A 16974-nucleotide genomic window follows, 5' to 3' on the forward strand; every position below is an offset into this window, starting at 1 on the left:
TGCAAAAAATGTATGACACCTCTGAGACACGGTGAGGTCATGCAAGCGCTTACTATAGCACGCTCCCCCTCAAAGGGATAGAACGAATTTGTCAAATAGGCAGGTATCATCACGATTTTCTCAAGATGTTCGTAATCCAGAGCAAAAGCGCGGTCCGAGAATCGGCCGAACCCTTGAGCGCGAGCTCCACATCGACCGCACCCTCGAGCGCTGCGACGAGCTCTGCCATCGAAAAGCGACGTGCCCAGGTCAGGTGATTCTTGACCTGCCAGGACTGGAGCTTGAGCGTTGCGGCCAGCTCACGACCCTGTCCGCGCGCATCGAGCGCCTTGGCAACGATAAGCTCGCGAATGCGGCCGCACAGCAATGTGTAGGTCCACACGTAGCTCTTGGAGGGCAGTAGATTGAAAAGCTCGAGTGAGCGGCGCATGTCACGTGCCGAGACCGCATTGAGAAAGTCCCAGGGCTGGACTTCGGCCGTGCGCACGATCCAGCGTTCCACATCGGCAAGCTCAATCTGAGGCGCCTCAACCATTTGGGCAAGCTTAGCCAAGTCGTTATCGAGCATGCGAGTGTTTTCACCCGAACGCGAGACAAGTTCCTCGGCGGCCGCCGTCGAGATCGACTTGCCATGCTGCGTCGCCATCTGCTGCACGCGGCGCGGAAGCTCCCAGCGCTTGGTGCCGGAGCAATCGATCACGGCCTTCTTGTCAATCTTGGCGATTGCCTTGTACAGGCGCGTGTTCTTGGCAAGCGAATCGGCGATTATGAGGCAAACCGTTGTGGGGCTGGGACTCGCCAGATACTCGACGAGCGGCTCCGAGACCGCCTTGGCGAGCTTTGAGCAGCCATCAAGGATTACCAGGCGAAACTCGCTGCCCATCGGAAAGGTGTTAAGCGATCCGATAATCGACTCGATATCGGGGTCCTTGGTCATGTCGCGCTCGTCGAGGTTGAACTCGACCATACCCGACTTTTCCAGACGCGCTTTCATACGCGAGACGGCGTGATCGCGCTTGACTCCGTCGGTACCAACGATCAGATATGCCGGCAGCAGACCGGTTTCGGACATTGCGCTCCCCTCCCGCAGGCCTTCGTATTCGCTCCGTGCCATTCTAGCCCAGGGGCCCACCACACGCCAACGACGTCGTCACGGTCGCTGGCATCGCATCGCAAAGCCATTCGCAGTCGGCGTGACGGTAATGTCGCCGTGTTCGATAGTGCACGCGAACACGCCGCCCGCTTCCTTAACGGCATCGATGCAGGCGTCGGACGGATGGCCGTATCGATTCCCCTCGCCCGCGCTCGCGAGGGAAAGCTCGGGCTTCAGGACGTCCAGCAACTCACCATCGACTGAAACCTTAGAGCCGTGATGCCCAAGTTTAAGGACATCGATATCCCCCACCTCCTGCACGAATTCCCGTTCTTGGTCGAGCTCGGCATCGCCGGTGAGGAGCATACGCAGGCCCTTGCCTTCCTGAATATAAGAGAGCAGCAGGACAAGCGAGTCCTCATTTCCCTCGCCATCCACGGACTCGAATGGCCACATCACGCGGGCGCAAAATGAGCCGATGTCGACTGTATCCCCACGGCGCACCTGCCGATACTCCACGCCAGGTCGGTTCAACACCTCGGCAGGAGCATCCTCCAGCGCATCAGCCGCCACGGCAATCGTTCCGACCGAAAACTGTTCGAGCACGGCAGGCAGACCACCCCAGTGGTCCTCATCCCAATGCGTCACAAAGACGGCATCGATATGGTGCACGTTATTGCGGACCAACGCCGCCACCACGCGCTCGTCGAGCCCGCAGTCGACGAGTGCTACTGCGCCGCCCTGGCGGATAAGAATCGCATCGGCCTGGCCCACATCGAGCACCGTCACCGAAGGCGGAGCGAATCGATCCCAGTAGACGTACGGAATCGCAGCCAAGAGCACCAGGCATGCAAGCCCCACCGCCATAGGACGTGCACGGGGACGCGGCCACCGGACAAGCAGAACCGCCAGCAAACACGGCACTAGGTAAATCCACATGCTATCGGGCGGCACGCTCACGGATGCACCCGGCACGGCGGCAAACAGCCGCTCGAAGAACAGCGCGCAACGGGCGGCAATCATGGGCACAACGAGCGCCCAAGTCCGCAACGGCGCCACGAGCGAAAAGGGAACCAGCACGATCGACACAGCAAGCAGTACGCTCACCACCGGACCGATGACCGCATTTGCCAACGGAGCAATGAGCGAGAACGTACCAAAGGCAGGAATGGTGATGGGGAGCGTCGCCAACTGCGAGCACAGTGTGACGGAGAGCATGCTGGCAATGCCCGACGGCACGCTCAGCTCACCCAAAGCGTAGGTAGCATAGGGGCAAAAGCACAGGATGGCAAAGACGCTGGCACATGAAAGCTGAAAGCCCATCTCGAACAGCACCGTCGGCCTCAGTAGCACAAAGATGGACATGGTTACGAAGAGTGCCGATGCGCCGTGCCGACGACGACCCGCTCCGTTTACGACAAGCGTCGCGAACACCATGCAGCACGCGCGCACGGCCGAGGGAGACGCGCCCGTAAAGGCAGCGTAGCCCACAAGCGTTATCGCCAATATCACCCGCTGAAAACCACGTGAGCACCGAGTCTTTTGCAATACGCCCTCGATCACAAACCCCACGATAGCCAGATGGCTGCCCGAGACGGCGATAAGATGCGCCGTTCCCGTCACCGAAAACCAGTCGCCCGCCGGCTGGGCGCGCAGCTCGGCCGAACGACCACAGACGACACCAGCTATGAGCGCACGTGCCGGGTCGGTCGCAGGCGCGATGGACGCAAGCAGCCAATTTCGCAGCCGAAGCAGCGGCCCCGGAGAGCCCTCATCGACCGACACAATCCGAACGGCTTTAACCTTGCGCACCTCGCCTCGGAGCACGCGCGATCGTCCATACGCATCGTTCTCAAAACGTGAAACGCGACCGATAACACGCACGTGCGCCCCGACCTTGAGCTCGCGGTCGCACGATAGGCGAACCGTTGCCAAGTTCTTACCGTCCGCGCGTACCTCGCAGGTATAGGAATACACGTCGTCGTTTATGGATGGATCACCCTGCACGACAAACTCGAGGCTGCTTGCCGCTCGACCGTCGAGCGCCTTCGAGGCGTTGAGCGCGCCCGCAGCCCACCACGCCGAGACGACCGCTCCCGCCACGAGACCGACGGACGCGGCATACAGCCACCGCTTCCAAGGGGCAAGCCGCGCACAAGATTGAGCCAGCACAACGAATACCGCCGCCGCAACGGGAATGGCCCATAGCAGCCCGACCGCCGGCGCCTGCTCCCTCAGCAGCGCATCAGCGGCCACGTTGAGCACCAAGGCGCAGCTCATACACATGCCGGCACACAGGGCCATCGTCCACGGCATCAGGGGCCGCGGAGGCATCACATGTTCGCGCTCGGTCGCACTCATACGCAGATGCAATCTTTGATTTTGGCAAGCTTCTTCTCGCCGATTCCCGACACACGCATCAGATCGTCAACCGAGGCAAAAGCACCGTTCTTTGTACGCTCATCGATAATCGACTGTGCCATGGAGGGACCGATGCCCGAGAGCGTCTGCAGCTCTGCCGCGCTTGCCGTATTGATGTTGACTAGGCCCGTTGCGCCACTCACGCCCAATGATGCGGAAGCCCCACCATCAACACCGGCTTCCGCAATGGACGCCTGCTGCTCCCCCACCGTTGGAACGTGAATCTTCTGCCCATCGACGACCTTGGATGCCCGATTGAGCCCCGTAACGTCTGCCTCGGGCGCCAGCCCGCCGGCGGCATCTATCGCCTGAGCCACCCGCGCGCCGTCCTTGACGCGATATACACCGGGCGACACAACGGCACCATCAACATCGACATAAACCTCTGCCGCGGCAGACGCCTTAGACGAAGAGCCTTCGGATGTCTTTCCGCTCGAGGCATCGCCGGATCCCGGCTCCACTAACGAGCCCGAACCATCAGTGCGCTCAAACGACACGCCGCCAGTACCGCCGCCAAGGTTCGCCATCGCCAAGCCGCTCGCCATCGCAATGACGACCAGTATCGCCATCACCACTGCCTTGTGACCGAGCAGCTTGTCCGCCCAGCGGTCCATCTTTTTGACCCGTTCGTGTTGTTCGCGCTGCGCCATAGCAAAACCTCCCAACACCATCGTGTCAGGAAAAAAAGCCCTGCAACAGCCACGCTCCAAAACCGGTTTTAGCGGTCAAACCAAATACCGACCAAAACCTTGCACAAATCTGTCCATTTATTCAGGCACACGTCAGCAAATGAACACTTAGCCGCAAAAAGCCCAGATAGCAAAAGACCGACGATGCAGGCGCATCGTCGGTCTATGCACAAATTTACTCGTGATCTTGGTAAATCTCACGCGGAGCAAGCTCCGAATGTTTGCGTTTTAAGGTCTTGGGGGCCTTATACGTGTTGCTTTCGAAGTCGATGTACTCAGTCTGCTTGAGTAGGCGCTCGATCATCTCCTCGTGATCGAACAACTCCCAGGCCTCATGCACGGCATCGAGTTTAGCGTGCGTCTCGGGACGACGCGGCATAAACAGCGTGCAGCAGTCGGGAGCGGCCTCAGTCGAGATATCGAACGTACCAATCTCCTCGGCGCGCGCGATGATCTCCTGCTTGTCCGAACCGATGAGAGGACGGAACACGGGAATCTTCACGGCCTCGTTAACGGCCATGATATTCTCAAGCGTTTGGGAGGCAACCTGTCCAAGCGATTCGCCCGTCACGATGGCCTTGGCGCCCTCGATGTGTGCAATGCGCTCGGCAACCGAATACATAATGCGGCGATACATGATCACGCGCAGGTTGCTGGGACAGGTGACCGAAATCTCACGCTGGCAGTCGCCAAACGGCACCACGTACAGGCGGCCGATCTGGACACCCGGCTCAAGCGCACGGATGATGTCCTGCACCAAATACTCGCTCGTGTCGGGCGTCTGCGGACGACCTGAGAAATGTACCGGCACGCACACCGCGCCGCGACGCGCGAGCATCCAGGTCGCCACCGGAGAATCGATACCCGAGGAAAGCAGCGTCACGACCTTGCCGGCAGAACCCACCGGCAGACCGCCCACGCCGCGCTCGGAGCGCGCGTACACATAAACGCTACCCTGGACCACCAGTACGTGCACCATCGCATCGGGGTCGTGCATCTGAACCTTTTTATCAGGAAACGCCTCGCACAGCACCTCGCCCACCTGACGATTGATGTCAATCGAGGTGAGCTCATAGTCAGTATTGGAGCGCTTGGCGTGCACCTTAAACGAATCGAAGGAACCAAACTCGCGCAGCGCCTTCACGGCGGCGGCGCAGTACTCCTGCGGGTCGCGGTTAGTGTGATACGCCAAAGACACACGAGCAACGCCGGGAACGGTGCGAATGACACGCGCCGCCTCATCGGCCTGATGCTCGTTAAAGGTCACGAGGATATAACCGGAAATTCGAGACACGGCATTCACGGAAAAGGCGGCCAAGGCCGCCTTGATGTTATCCATGAGGATATGCTCAAAATGTGCGCGGTTCTTGCCCTTCAGTCCAACCTCGTGATAGTGGACCAGACAGACGCGAGCTGCCATTTAGGCTTCAGCAACCTTGTGGCCGAGCGCCTTCTCGTAACGGGCCTCGTCGTAAGAGATGTCGCCGTCGACAATCTCGTCCATAGCCATCGAGATGGTGTCGGCACCGGAAAGCCCGATGGTGATGTCATCGACATCCTGGACGGCAAGCACGCGGTTGTGCTGGCCACGCAGCATGCTATTGATATCGCAGGCGCGCTTGGAGGCAAGCGAAGCGAGCAGGAAGCGGTTGTGATCGGTCTTCTCCAGAAGATCGTCAATGCAAGGCTTTACAACGGACACGGACCTCAGATCCTTTCATGCATATCGAGAACGCGAACGAGCTCATCGGTCGCGCGGTCGAGATCGTCATTAACCACGACGTCGTCGTAGCGGTCGGCAAGGGCAAGCTCATCGGCGGCGTTTGCCATACGCAGCTCAATCGTCTCGGGCGTCTCGGTACCGCGACCGACTAGACGCTCGCGGAGCACCTCAAGCGAAGGCGGCTTGATAAAGATCAGCACGGCCTCGGGGAAACGCTCCTTCACCTGCAGGGCACCCTGGACATCGATCTCCAAAATCAGAGATGCGCCAGAGGCGAGCTTGGATGTGACCTCGCTCACCAACGTGCCGTAGCAGTTACCGTGGACCTCGGCCCACTCAACAAACTCACCGTTTGCCACGCGGCGGTCGAACTCCTCGCGCGTCAGAAAAAAGTAGTTGACGCCGTCGACCTCACCTTTGCGTGGTGCTCGCGTGGTAGCCGAAACCGTCAGGCCCAGGTTCGAGCGGCGCTCGCGCACACGAGTGACGAGCGTACCCTTCCCTGCGCCTGACGGTCCAGAAATCACAAAGAGCTTGGAATCCTGAGCGCTCACTTATTTGGTCAGCTGCTCGAGGAGCTGCTCGCGCTGACGGACGCCGAGGCCCTGGACGCGACGGGTAGCGGAGATACCGAGCTCCTCCATGATCTTGGCGGCCTTGGCCTTGCCATAACCAGGGAGAGACTCGATGAGGGTGGAAACCTTCATGCGGGAAGCGATGGGGTCATCGGAGTTGAGCACGGACTCAAGGGACTTCTCGCCCTTCTTGATCTGCTCGCGAAGCTCAGCGCGGGCGTGACGTGCGGCAGCAGCCTTCTCAAGAGCCTGCTTGCGCTGCTCATCGGTAAGCTGAGGGAGTGCCATTCGTACCTCCAAATAGTTGGGTTATATCTGATTCAATAATTGGCATTTTAGCACGTAGAACGTGCAAAATGCCCAATCGCGGCTCCATAGGTTAGACGATACCCGCAAAAAGTGCAATATACTGCGCCCAAAGTTAAGCCCCTGACCTGCGATTCCACACAAAGGATGGGAAAGTTTACGCAGGCACAGGGGCTATTTTGTGCTAATGAGACCCAAAAGTGGTGACTTAGGGGAATCTTTTACGCGACGTTTTCGACCAGCTCGGCGACGATGGCGTCAAAGGCGGCAACCGGATCGTCGGCGCCGGTGATGGGACGGCCCACCACAATGTGGCTTGCGCCGCGCTCGATAGCCTGGGAAGGCGTCGCCACGCGGGACTGGTCGCCTAAGGCGGCGCCCACCGGACGCACACCCGGAGTCACGATCAGGGCATCAGGACCCAGCAGCTCACGCATGTCGTGAGCCTCCATCGGCGAGCACACGATGCCATCGATGCCACTGGCCTGAGCGAGCTTTGCCAGGCGGGCGGCCTCCTCGGCCACCGGCGACTCGACGCCAATCTCGCTCAAGGCATCCTGATTCATGCTCGTGAGCACGGTGATGGCGACGAGCTTGGCGCGGTCCTCGCGTGCTTCCTCGGCACCCTCGCGGCAGGCAGCGAGCATGGCGCCCGAACCCAAGCCGTGAACCGAGAGCAGGTCGGCACCGGCAAGCGAGGCCGAGCGGGCGGCACCGCGAACCTGATGCGGAATGTCATGGAACTTAAGGTCAAGGAAAACCTTAAAGCCCAGGTCCTTAAAGGTCTTGACGATCTCGGGGCCCTCAGCGTAATAGAGCGTCATACCAACTTTAAGCCAGGCGGCATGGCCCGAAAGCTCGTGGGCGAGCTCGAGCGCACGCTCGCGGTCGCAGTCGAGAGCGACGATTACGCGGTCGCGGGCATCGGTCTCTAGCATTCGAAAGCACCTACCAGTTCGTTGATGTCCTTCACGCCTTGGGACTCAGCCCAGGCCTCGAGCTCGTGCGCGATCTTGAGCGAAGCGCACGGATCGACGAAGTTGGCCATGCCGACCGACACGCAGGTGGCGCCGGCCAGGATAAACTCGGCCGCATCCTCGCCGGTCATGACACCGCCGACGCCGTTGATGGGGATATCGACGGCCTGGGCAACCTCCCAGACCATGCGCACGGCGATGTGGTGGCACAGCGGGCCCGAAAGGCCGCCCTTGGGCTTGGCCACGCGGGACTTGCGGGTATGGACGTCGATGGCCATGCCCTGAATGGAGTTGATGACCGAAAGGCCGTCGGCGCCGGCAGCCTCGAGGGCCTTGGCAATCTCGGCGACGTTGACCGGCGCCATCTTCACGAACAGCGGCTTATCGGTCACCTTGCGGCAGGCAGCCATAACGGATGAGGCGCCCTCGGGCGTGGAGCCCATGGCGGCACCACCGGCGGCGATATTGGGGCAGCTCACGTTGATCTCGTAGCCTGCAGCCCAGGGGCACAGCTCGACATACATCTCGAGTGCGCGGACAAACTCGTCAACGGAGTGGCCGGCAACCTGACAGATGACCTGGCAGCCGTCCTTGGACAGCTGTTCGAGCCACGGACCGGACTCGCGAGCAAAGGCGGCCACGCCGGGGTTCTGAAGGCCCACGGAGTTGATCATACCGCCGGGGATCTCGGCCATGCGGGGCGCGGGGTTGCCGGGCCAGGGCTCGGCAGCGCAACCCTTGGTGGTGATGGCGCCCAGCTGGGAAACATCAAAGAAGTTCTGGAACTGCCAACCGTAGCCAAAGGTACCGGCTGCGGTGTTGATGGGGTTCTGCATCTTGACGCCGCCGAAATCGACGGCCATGTTCACGGTACCCACTAGAAGACCACCACCTTGGAAGCATCGAACACGGGGCCGCACATGCAAGCACCCTTCATACCGTCGACCGTCTCGACATTGCAGGTGTTGCAGGCGCCAAAGCCACAGCTCATCATGCGCTCGAGCGACACCTCGCAGTACGCACCGGCCTCGGCGGCAGCGGCGGCGACTTTCTTCATCATGACGGCGGGACCGCAGCTGGCGACGTAGTCGTAGCCGCCCTCGCCGAGCAGCTCGGCTGCCGGGTCGGTGCAAAAACCGTGCGTGCCCAGCGTGCCATCGTCGGTGCACACGTTAACCGTGGCGCCCAGCGCGCGGAACTCGTCGATGCCCACGGCCTTGGAAGCGGTGCCAAAGCCCAGGCACACGTCCACATCAACACTCTGCTCGGCAAGCATACCGGCAAGACACAGCACAGGCGGAACGCCGATGCCACCGGCGACGAGCAGGGCCTTCCTGGTGCCCTCGGGTACCATCCAGCCACGGCCACCGGGGCCCAGCAGGTTAGAGGAGGAGCCAGGGCCCATCTGGGACAAACGACGGGTATCGTCGCCCACGACGGCGTACCACAGCTCGACGGTGCCGGCCTCGGCGTCGGCGCGGTAGTAGCTCAGGGGCACGCGAAGCAGCGAGGACGCATCACCGGGTACGGCGATGTTCACAAACTGACCGGGCTTGAGCGCACTTGCAAGCTTGGGGGCCGAGATGACGAGCGAGAAGACGCCGTCGGCAATCTCCCGGTTCGAGACGACCTCGAAGTCATGCATGCGTGCAGTGGAAGGTGTGGGCATAAACGCTCCAATCCCCCATGCGGTTGCATGGTCCAAACGAATAGAAAGCGCGGCACCGCAAGGGCGCCGCGCACAAAAGCGATAAGGCTATGCTAGCAGATGCAGCCGTCGGCGAGCGTCTGCTTACCGCCGACAAACACATCGGTAGCACGACCGGTAAGCGTGCGGCCGGCAAAACCGGAGTTCTCGGCGCGCGACTCGTAACCGTCCTCGCCGACCGTCCAGGTGGCAGAGGGGTCGAACACGGTCAGGTCGGCAACGGAGCCCGCCTTGACCTGAACCTGGTCGAGGCCCAGGATCTCACGCGGCTTGATGGCCATGAGCTCGACCATACGGCCCATGCTCATCTTGCCCGTGTTGACCAGCTCGGTGAGTACGAGCGACAGCGAGGTCTCGAGGCCGATCATGCCAAAGGGCGCAAGCTCGAACTCGCGGGCCTTCTCCCACGGGGTGTGGGGAGCGTGATCGGTGACGATAGCGTCGACGGTGCCGTCGATGACGCCCTGACGGATGGCCTCGGCATCCTCCTCGGTACGCAGCGGCGGATTGACCTTGAGCGAGGTGTTGTAGGTCTCGTCCAGGTCGTTCTCGGTCAGGAACATGTGATGCGGGGTGGCCTCGCAGGTAACCTGAACGCCAGCGGCCTTACCGGCACGCACGATCTCCAGGCCATGGGCGGTGGAGATGTGCTGGATGTGCAGCTTGGCACCGGTCAGCTTGGCGATCTCGATGTCGCGGGCGATCTGGAGCTCCTCGCCGGCAGCCGGCCAGCCCTCGAGAGCCAGGCGGGTCGAGACCTTGCCCTCATTGATCTGGCCGTGGCCGACCAGGTCCTCGTCCTGGCAGTGGCTCATAAAGACCTTGCCGAACATCTTGCCGTAGTCCATGCAGCGACGGAGCATGCCTGCGCCCTGCACGCCGCGACCGTCGTCGGTGAAGGCGACGGCGCCGTGGGCGACCATATCGCCCATCTCGGACATGGCCTCGCCCTTAAGACCGCGGGTCATGGCGCCCGACGGATAGACGCGGCAGTGGCCGACCTCGGCAGCGCGGGACTTGACAAACTCAACGACGGTACCGTTGTCGGTAACGGGGTCGGTGTTGGGCATGGCGCACACGCCGGTAAAGCCGCCCTTGGCAGCTGCGCGGGTGCCGCTCTCAATGTCCTCTTTGACCTCGTAGCCGGGCTCGCGCAGGTGGACGTGCATGTCCACCAGGCCGGGGACGAGGTACTTGCCGGAAAGGTCGCGGACCTCGGCTCCCTCGACGGCGAGATTCTCGCCGACCTCGGCGATCTTGTCGCTGTCAATCAGGACGTCAACGACACCGTCAAGCTCGACGGACGGGTCGACGACGTGGGCATTCTTAAGAAGCAAGGCCATTATCGGCACCTCCAAGCAGCAGATACAGGATAGCCATACGCACGCAGATACCGGCGTAGACCTGCTCCAGGATGACGGAGCGTTGCGGGTGGTCGGCCATATAGGAATCGAACTCGACGCCGCGGTTGATGGGGCCCGGGTGGCAGATAATCGCGTCGGGCTTCATGAGCTTCTCGCGGTCCTTGGTCAGACCGAAGAGCTTGTGGTACTCACGAATGGTCGGGAACGGGGCACCCTCGAGACGCTCCTGCTGCACGCGCAGCATGTAAACGACGTCCAGCTCGGGCAGGACGGAATCGAGGTCGCTCGTCACGTGGTCGCAGCCCAGGACCTCGGGCGCCGGCGGCAGCAGCGTGCCGGGGGCGACGGCGTAGGTCTCGCAGCCCATGATCTTAAGGGCGGGAATCAGCGAGCCGCAGACGCGGGAGTGCGCGATATCGCCGACGACGGCGACCTTCAGACCGTGGAAGTCACCCTTGTGCTCCCAGATGGTGTACAGGTCGAGCAGGGCCTGCGTGGGATGGTTGTGCTTGCCGTCACCGGCGCAGATGACGCTCGCGGGCGAGTTCTGCGTGACGATGTAGGGAGCACCGGCGTGCTTATCGCGCACGACGATGCAGTCGATCTTGTAGGCGTTGAGGGTCTCGACGGTGTCGACGAGGCTCTCGCCCTTGACCGTGGAGGTCGAGGAGCCGCCAAAGTTGAGGCTGTCGGCCGAAAGACGCTTCTCGGCGAGCTCGAAGGAGCTGCGGGTGCGCGTCGAGGGCTCGTTGAACATGTTGACGATGGTCTTGCCCTTGAGCGTGGGGACCTTCTTGATGGCACGCTCGTTGACCTCGGAGAACGCCTTGGCGGTCTCGAGGATGAGCTTGATGTCCTCTTCGGAGTACTCGGTAATGTCGATCAGGTGCTTATGGTTGAACGCCACGGTACTACTCACCTCCCAGCGGCGCGGAGCCCACGTGGGAACCCGGCGCGACGTCGTTAATCTCGACAGCGGTGTGGCCGTCGACTTCCTTCATATATAGGTGCACGTTCTCCTCATGCGACGAGGGAACGTTCTTGCCGACAAAGTCCGGCGAGATGGGGAGCTCGCGGTGGCCGCGGTCAACGAGGACTGCCAGCTCAATGCGGCTCGGACGGCCCAGGTCCATGACGGCGTCTAGAGCGGCGCGGATGGTACGACCCGTGTACAGGATGTCGTCCACCAAAACGACGCGTTTGCCATCGACGCTGAAGGGAATGTTGGTGGCGTGGATCGCGGGAGCGAAATTGGTAGCGTAGTCATCGCGGTAGAAGCTGATATCGAGGCTGCCGAGCGGAACGTCGACGCCCTCGATCTCCTTGATCTCCTCGGCGAGCTTCTTTGCCAGAAGGTCGCCGCGCGTGACGATGCCGACCAGAGCGAGGTCTTCACAGCCCTCGTTGCGCTCGAGAATCTCGTGCGCGATGCGGGTCATCGCTCGATTGACGGCGGTCTCGTCCATGATGACCGCCTTGGGGGAAGTCGTGCCCATCGATCTCCTTCCTCACATGTCTTGACTGCTGACACAGTCAAAAAAAATAGATGCCCGACCGCTTAAAACGGACCAGACACCCACAGGAAAGGCTGCTCTTTGGCAGCTATGTAATTCCATGTGGGTATCTCGTACCCCTTTAATGGTCAAGGGATAGTGTAGCCAACCTCGGGCTTAATTGCGAGCATAAATACAGAGCAATCCGTAAACGGAGCCCAATGCTCCATAAACCTATATATATTTGTGGGACGAGCTTGAAAACGCACGCACGAGCTGGCATAATCCCCTCTGCTGCACGCAAATCGGATCTACGTCCAGGGCCGTGGCGTGGGCACTATCGCCAAAAGAGGAATATCTCTGTGTAGATTGCGCACAGGGAGCGACTTCTGTGCTATAGTTCAGGCTTGTTTGTTAACGCGACATGTTCGTTTGTCGCCCAAGGAGGGTCAGTTATGTCCAAAGTTTGCGAAGTTTGCGGTAAGCACCCCGTTGCCGGTCGCTCCATCAGCCACTCTCACCGCGTCACCAACCGTAAGTTCCGCCCCAACATCCAGCGCGTCTACGTCGTCGTCGATGGTCACCGTCGCAAGATGAACGTTTGCTCCACCTGCCTCAAGTCTGGCAAGGTTGCGCGCTCCTAAATAAGGTCTTACCAACAAGTACCTCGGACTCTCCGGGTCAAAGACCTCGCGTTCATATAGAACTTACCAAAGGCGCCCTCCCCAATGAAGGCGCCTTTTTGCACTCATTGGGGACAGACTTACATGAGTGTTTTCACGCATTTGGGACAGACATTACGCATGCCGGCAGCGGTTCGGCCCCTGCCTCACGCAGCCTCCCTCCAGCCTACGGTGGCCTTGGTCACGCTTGTAGCGCCGATGCCGGTGATACGGGCAATTTGCTTGACCGTGAGATGTGCCCGCCTGAGCCTCAGCAGACACGCATCACGATCGGGGCGTGGCAGGGCCTTGAGCAGCGCAGGATCTATGCTCGGAAGGACTTCGCGCGCAACGGAAAGAGCATCCTCATCGAGGATCCGTCGGCGTGGAAGAATCTCAACTGACCAGATCCGCCCGGCAACTTCCTTAAGATGCTCACAATAGTGACGAGACCCCCCGACAATATCGAGCATAGGGGCCGCATCGCAGATGTCAAAGGGATCGTAGCCCAGCTGGTATGCCCTAAAGCTTGACCAGCGGTATGCTTCGAGAGAGTCGATCGCACCTTTCACAGGATTGAGATGGATATAATCGAGTAGCTGCACCGCCTGTGTGTCCGACTCAACCGCAACACGCGAATAGCGATTGTCAAACAGATGGCCCGTTCTTCCCGTTTTCCCATTGAAATACTTAGCATACGCCGTCAGTGCGCACTGCATTGCCTTTGAAAGGTTGTCATATGGGTCATCAACCATCAAATGGAAGTGGTTGTCCATAAGGCACCAAGCCAACACTGCCACTTTATGGCGTGCAAACCTGTCCGAGATGTCCGATAAGAAACGATATCGGTCAGAGTCATCTTCAAAAATAATCTGTTTGGAGTTGCCACGGTCAAAGACGTGGTAATAGCCGGTGAGCGAAACGGCGCGGGCACATCGGGGCATAATCTCTCCTTTCAAAACTGAACAGGCAACACCTAAAAGGAGAGAAGGAACGCGAAATGCTGAGCCTGTGACCTATTTATATCCAATGATCGGCAAAAACAGGTTCAGAACGGCAAAATGGCAAAACGATGTCTGTCCCAAATGAGTGAAAGCACTCATGTAAGTCTGTCCCCAATGAGCGGGGAGATGGAGCAGGCAGATAGTTTTAGTTAAAACGCTTCATTTTATTGAAGCGGTTTAGTGTGCCTTTTACGGGAATCTTACCGTTCACCGAATAATTTCTTGCTATCATGCAAGGCGTAGGGTAAATCTCCGATCGCAAGGAGACACAAATGGTGAAAAAGTCACCGGAAAACACTACTCCCGCAATTGTGGACAACGTAGAGGCGCTTGAGGCTAAGCTCGCTCAGATGCGAGAGGCCCAGGCGCTTTTTGCTACGTACACGCAGGAGCAGGTCGACAAGATCTTCTATGAGGCCGCCATGGCCGCCAACAAGGCTCGTATCCCGTTGGCGAAGATGGCCATCGAGGAGACCGGCCGCGGCGTTCTTGAGGACAAGGTCATCAAGAACCACTACGCCGCAGAGTACATCTACAACGCTTACAAGAACACCAAGACCTGTGGTGTCCTGGAGCGCGACGAGGCTTACGGCATCACCAAGATCGCCGAGCCCATCGGCATCGTGGGCGCCGTCATCCCGACGACCAACCCCACCTCCACCGCGATCTTCAAGACGCTGATCTGCCTGAAGACCCGCAACGCCATCATCATCTCCCCGCACCCGGCTGCCGCCAAGTGCACCATCGCCGCCGCCAAGCTCGTGCTTGACGCCGCCGTCAAGGCCGGCGCCCCCGAGGGCATCATCGGCTGGGTCGATGTCCCCTCCATCGAGCTGACCAACATGGTCATGCGCGACGTCGACATCATCCTCGCCACCGGTGGCCCGGGCATGGTCAAGGCCGCTTACTCCTCGGGCAAGCCCGCCCTGGGCGTTGGCGCCGGTAACACCCCGGTCGTCATCGACGACACCGCCGACGTGCTGCTCGCCGTCAACTCCATCATCCACTCCAAGACCTTCGACAACGGCATGATCTGCGCTTCCGAGCAGTCCGTGACTGTCATCGACAGCATCTATGACCAGGTCAAGGCCGAGTTCCAGAAGCGCGGCTGCTACTTCGTCAAGCAGGGTGCCGAGATGGAGGCCCTGCGTGCCGCCATGTTCAAGAACGGCGCCCTCGATCACCGCATCCCCGGCATGGCTGCCGCCAAGATCGCCGAGCTCGCCGGCATCAAGGTTCCCGCCAAGACCAAGATCCTGATCGCCGAGGTCACCTCCACCGACCCCGCCAAGGAGGAGTTCTCCCACGAGAAGCTCTCCCCGGTCCTGGCCATGTACCACGCCAAGGACTTCCAGGAGGCCGTCGACAAGGCCGAGCACCTGGTGCTCGCCGGTGGCCCGGGCCACACCGCCTCTCTGTACGTGCACCCCGCCCAGGCCGAGAAGATCAGCCTGTTCGAGCACGTCATGAAGGCCTGCCGTATCGTCATCAACACCCCGTCCTCGCACGGCGGCATCGGTGACCTGTACAACTTTGGCATGAAGCCGTCTCTGACCCTGGGCTGCGGCTCCTGGGGCGGCAACTCCGTCTCCGAGAACGTTGGGGTGAAGCACTTGATCAACGTTAAGACTGTGGCCGAGCGCCGTGAGAATATGCTGTGGTTCCGCGCTCCCGAGAAGGTCTACTTCAAGAAGGGTTCCACGCCCGTCGCCCTCGACGAGCTTGGCAACGTCATGGGCAAGAAGCGCGCCTTCATCGTTACCGACCAGTTCCTCTTCAAGAATGGCAACACCCGCGCCATCGAGGCCAAGCTCGACGAGATGGGCATCGCCCACGACTGCTTCTACGACGTCGAGCCCGATCCGTCGCTGCAGTGCGCACGTCGCGGCGCCAAGCAGATGGCTCTCTTTGAGCCGGACGTCATCATCGCCGTCGGCGGTGGCTCCGCTATGGACGCCGGCAAGATCATGTGGATGATGTACGAGCACCCCGAGTGCAAGTTTGAGGACATGGCCATGGACTTCATGGACATCCGCAAGCGTATCTTCACCTTCCCCGAGATGGGCAAGAAGGCCTACTTCGTCGCCGTCCCGACCTCCTCGGGTACCGGCTCCGAGTGCACGCCGTTCGCCATCATCACCGACAAGGAGACCGGCATCAAGTGGCCGCTCGCCGACTACGCGCTGCTCCCCAACATGGCTATCGTCGACGCCGACAACTGCATGACCGCCCCGCGCGGCCTGACCGCTGCCTCCGGCATCGACGTCATGACCCACGCCATCGAGTCCTACGTCTCCATCATGGCTTCCGACTACACCAAGGGCCTCTCCGAGCGCGCTGCCAAGCTCGTCTTTGAGAACCTGCCCTCCAGCTTCACGAACGGCGCCAAGGACCCGCACGCCCGCGAGGAGATGCACAACGCCTCCTGCATGGCCGGTATGGCCTTCGCCAACGCCTTCCTGGGCCTCAACCACTCCATGGCTCACAAGCTCGGCGCTTTCCATCACCTGCCCCACGGCATCGCTAACGCCGTCATCCTGACCCGCGTCATGCGCTACAACGCCGCCGAGGCTCCCGTCAAGATGGGTACCTTCTCCCAGTATCCTTACCCCAACGCGCTGCACAACTACGCCGAGATGGCCAAGTACTGCGGCATCGAGGGCAAGGACGACAAGGAGGTCTTCGAGAACTTCATCACGAAGCTCGAGGAGCTCAAGGACTTCATCGGTGTCAAGAAGACCATCGCCGACTACGGTGTTGACGAGCAGTACTTCCTCGACACCCTCGACGAGATGACCGAGCAGGCATTCAACGACCAGTGCACCGGCGCTAACCCGCGCTACCCGCTCATGAGCGAGATCAAGGAGCTCTACCTGGACGCCTACTACGGCCGCGAGCCCCAGGACTACGCCGTCTGCTAGTTTTTAGCACGGTTTTTTGCGGCGGGGGTGCACGGGTG

General features: G+C 60.5%; 16 protein-coding genes. 2 read left to right on the top strand and 14 right to left on the bottom strand.

Annotated features, from left to right (window positions below; genetic code table 11):
- Positions 1-109: 109 nt before the first annotated feature.
- The 13 genes from holA to pyrR all read right to left on the bottom strand — a co-directional run bounded on the left by holA (position 110) and on the right by pyrR (position 12352).
- Positions 110-1072: a DNA polymerase III subunit delta gene (gene holA, locus GXM19_RS03075; protein WP_040359839.1), complete on the bottom strand. Its 963-nt coding sequence runs from the start codon at positions 1070-1072 to the stop codon at positions 110-112.
- Between the two features lie 78 nt (positions 1073-1150).
- A complete protein-coding gene (locus GXM19_RS03080; RefSeq protein WP_115596194.1) occupies positions 1151-3454 on the bottom strand; it encodes a DNA internalization-related competence protein ComEC/Rec2 in 2304 nt (767 codons plus the stop codon).
- Positions 3451-4164 (bottom strand): helix-hairpin-helix domain-containing protein, encoded by a 714-nt coding sequence (locus GXM19_RS03085; RefSeq protein ID WP_040359835.1) that lies wholly within the window; start codon positions 4162-4164, stop codon positions 3451-3453. The genes GXM19_RS03080 and GXM19_RS03085 overlap by 4 nt, the downstream gene beginning before the upstream one ends.
- Before the next feature lie 214 nt (positions 4165-4378).
- Positions 4379-5623, bottom strand: coding sequence for a tRNA uracil 4-sulfurtransferase ThiI (gene thiI, locus GXM19_RS03090; protein ID WP_006235944.1), 1245 nt, complete (start codon positions 5621-5623; stop codon positions 4379-4381).
- Positions 5624-5905, bottom strand: a complete 282-nt coding sequence (locus tag GXM19_RS03095) for a DNA-directed RNA polymerase subunit omega (protein ID WP_035138532.1) — start codon at positions 5903-5905, stop codon at positions 5624-5626.
- A 5-nt stretch (positions 5906-5910) separates the two neighbouring features.
- Entirely contained in the window at positions 5911-6480 is a 570-nt protein-coding gene (gene gmk / locus GXM19_RS03100) for a guanylate kinase (protein WP_006236131.1), read from the bottom strand.
- Complete coding sequence (mihF, locus tag GXM19_RS03105) at positions 6481-6789, bottom strand: integration host factor, actinobacterial type (protein ID WP_006236130.1); 309 nt, start codon at positions 6787-6789, stop codon at positions 6481-6483.
- A gap of 239 nt (positions 6790-7028) precedes the next feature.
- Positions 7029-7745 (bottom strand): orotidine-5'-phosphate decarboxylase, encoded by a 717-nt coding sequence (gene pyrF, locus GXM19_RS03110; RefSeq protein ID WP_006236129.1) that lies wholly within the window; start codon positions 7743-7745, stop codon positions 7029-7031.
- Positions 7739-8647 carry a dihydroorotate dehydrogenase gene (locus GXM19_RS03115; protein ID WP_006236128.1) on the bottom strand — a complete coding sequence of 303 codons (909 nt, stop codon included), beginning with the start codon at positions 8645-8647 and terminating at the stop codon, positions 7739-7741. The genes pyrF and GXM19_RS03115 overlap by 7 nt, the downstream gene beginning before the upstream one ends.
- A gap of 14 nt (positions 8648-8661) precedes the next feature.
- Entirely contained in the window at positions 8662-9429 is a 768-nt protein-coding gene (locus GXM19_RS03120) for a dihydroorotate dehydrogenase electron transfer subunit (RefSeq protein ID WP_006236127.1), read from the bottom strand.
- Positions 9430-9545: 116 nt separating this feature from the next.
- Positions 9546-10835, bottom strand: a complete 1290-nt coding sequence (locus GXM19_RS03125; RefSeq protein WP_006236125.1) for a dihydroorotase — start codon at positions 10833-10835, stop codon at positions 9546-9548.
- Entirely contained in the window at positions 10819-11763 is a 945-nt protein-coding gene (locus GXM19_RS03130) for an aspartate carbamoyltransferase catalytic subunit (protein ID WP_035138537.1), read from the bottom strand. Before GXM19_RS03130 ends, GXM19_RS03125 begins: the two co-directional genes overlap by 17 nt.
- Positions 11764-11767: 4 nt before the next feature.
- Entirely contained in the window at positions 11768-12352 is a 585-nt protein-coding gene (pyrR, locus tag GXM19_RS03135; protein ID WP_006236123.1) for a bifunctional pyr operon transcriptional regulator/uracil phosphoribosyltransferase PyrR, read from the bottom strand.
- A gap of 452 nt (positions 12353-12804) precedes the next feature.
- Here pyrR and rpmB point away from each other — a divergent pair, with 452 nt between their 5' ends.
- On the top strand, positions 12805-12993 hold the full coding sequence (gene rpmB, locus GXM19_RS03140) for a 50S ribosomal protein L28 (protein ID WP_022094725.1): 189 nt from the start codon (positions 12805-12807) through the stop codon (positions 12991-12993).
- A gap of 185 nt (positions 12994-13178) precedes the next feature.
- Here rpmB and GXM19_RS03145 read toward each other — a convergent pair whose 3' ends face one another.
- On the bottom strand, positions 13179-13955 hold the full coding sequence (locus tag GXM19_RS03145) for a transposase (protein WP_006236121.1): 777 nt from the start codon (positions 13953-13955) through the stop codon (positions 13179-13181).
- Between the two features lie 332 nt (positions 13956-14287).
- On the opposite strand from GXM19_RS03145, the gene adhE reads away from it, so the two are divergent.
- Positions 14288-16936, top strand: coding sequence for a bifunctional acetaldehyde-CoA/alcohol dehydrogenase (gene adhE / locus GXM19_RS03150; RefSeq protein ID WP_006236120.1), 2649 nt, complete (start codon positions 14288-14290; stop codon positions 16934-16936).
- Positions 16937-16974: the final 38 nt, after the last annotated feature.

It is taken from the genome of Collinsella aerofaciens ATCC 25986, assembly GCF_010509075.1.
Lineage (GTDB): Bacteria > Actinomycetota > Coriobacteriia > Coriobacteriales > Coriobacteriaceae > Collinsella > Collinsella aerofaciens.

Coding starts and splice junctions, on each gene's coding strand:
- GXM19_RS03145 (WP_006236121.1), bottom strand. CDS start 13,955: ATGCCCCGATGTGCCCGCGCCGTTTCGCTCACCGGCTATTACCACGTC.
- GXM19_RS03120 (WP_006236127.1), bottom strand. CDS start 9,429: ATGCATGACTTCGAGGTCGTCTCGAACCGGGAGATTGCCGACGGCGTC.
- rpmB (WP_022094725.1), top strand. CDS start 12,805: ATGTCCAAAGTTTGCGAAGTTTGCGGTAAGCACCCCGTTGCCGGTCGC.
- mihF (WP_006236130.1), bottom strand. CDS start 6,789: ATGGCACTCCCTCAGCTTACCGATGAGCAGCGCAAGCAGGCTCTTGAG.
- adhE (WP_006236120.1), top strand. CDS start 14,288: ATGGTGAAAAAGTCACCGGAAAACACTACTCCCGCAATTGTGGACAAC.
- pyrF (WP_006236129.1), bottom strand. CDS start 7,745: ATGCTAGAGACCGATGCCCGCGACCGCGTAATCGTCGCTCTCGACTGC.
- thiI (WP_006235944.1), bottom strand. CDS start 5,623: ATGGCAGCTCGCGTCTGTCTGGTCCACTATCACGAGGTTGGACTGAAG.
- pyrR (WP_006236123.1), bottom strand. CDS start 12,352: ATGGGCACGACTTCCCCCAAGGCGGTCATCATGGACGAGACCGCCGTC.
- GXM19_RS03085 (WP_040359835.1), bottom strand. CDS start 4,164: ATGGCGCAGCGCGAACAACACGAACGGGTCAAAAAGATGGACCGCTGG.
- holA (WP_040359839.1), bottom strand. CDS start 1,072: ATGTCCGAAACCGGTCTGCTGCCGGCATATCTGATCGTTGGTACCGAC.
- GXM19_RS03115 (WP_006236128.1), bottom strand. CDS start 8,647: ATGGCCGTCGATTTCGGCGGCGTCAAGATGCAGAACCCCATCAACACC.
- GXM19_RS03080 (WP_115596194.1), bottom strand. CDS start 3,454: ATGAGTGCGACCGAGCGCGAACATGTGATGCCTCCGCGGCCCCTGATG.
- GXM19_RS03125 (WP_006236125.1), bottom strand. CDS start 10,835: ATGGCCTTGCTTCTTAAGAATGCCCACGTCGTCGACCCGTCCGTCGAG.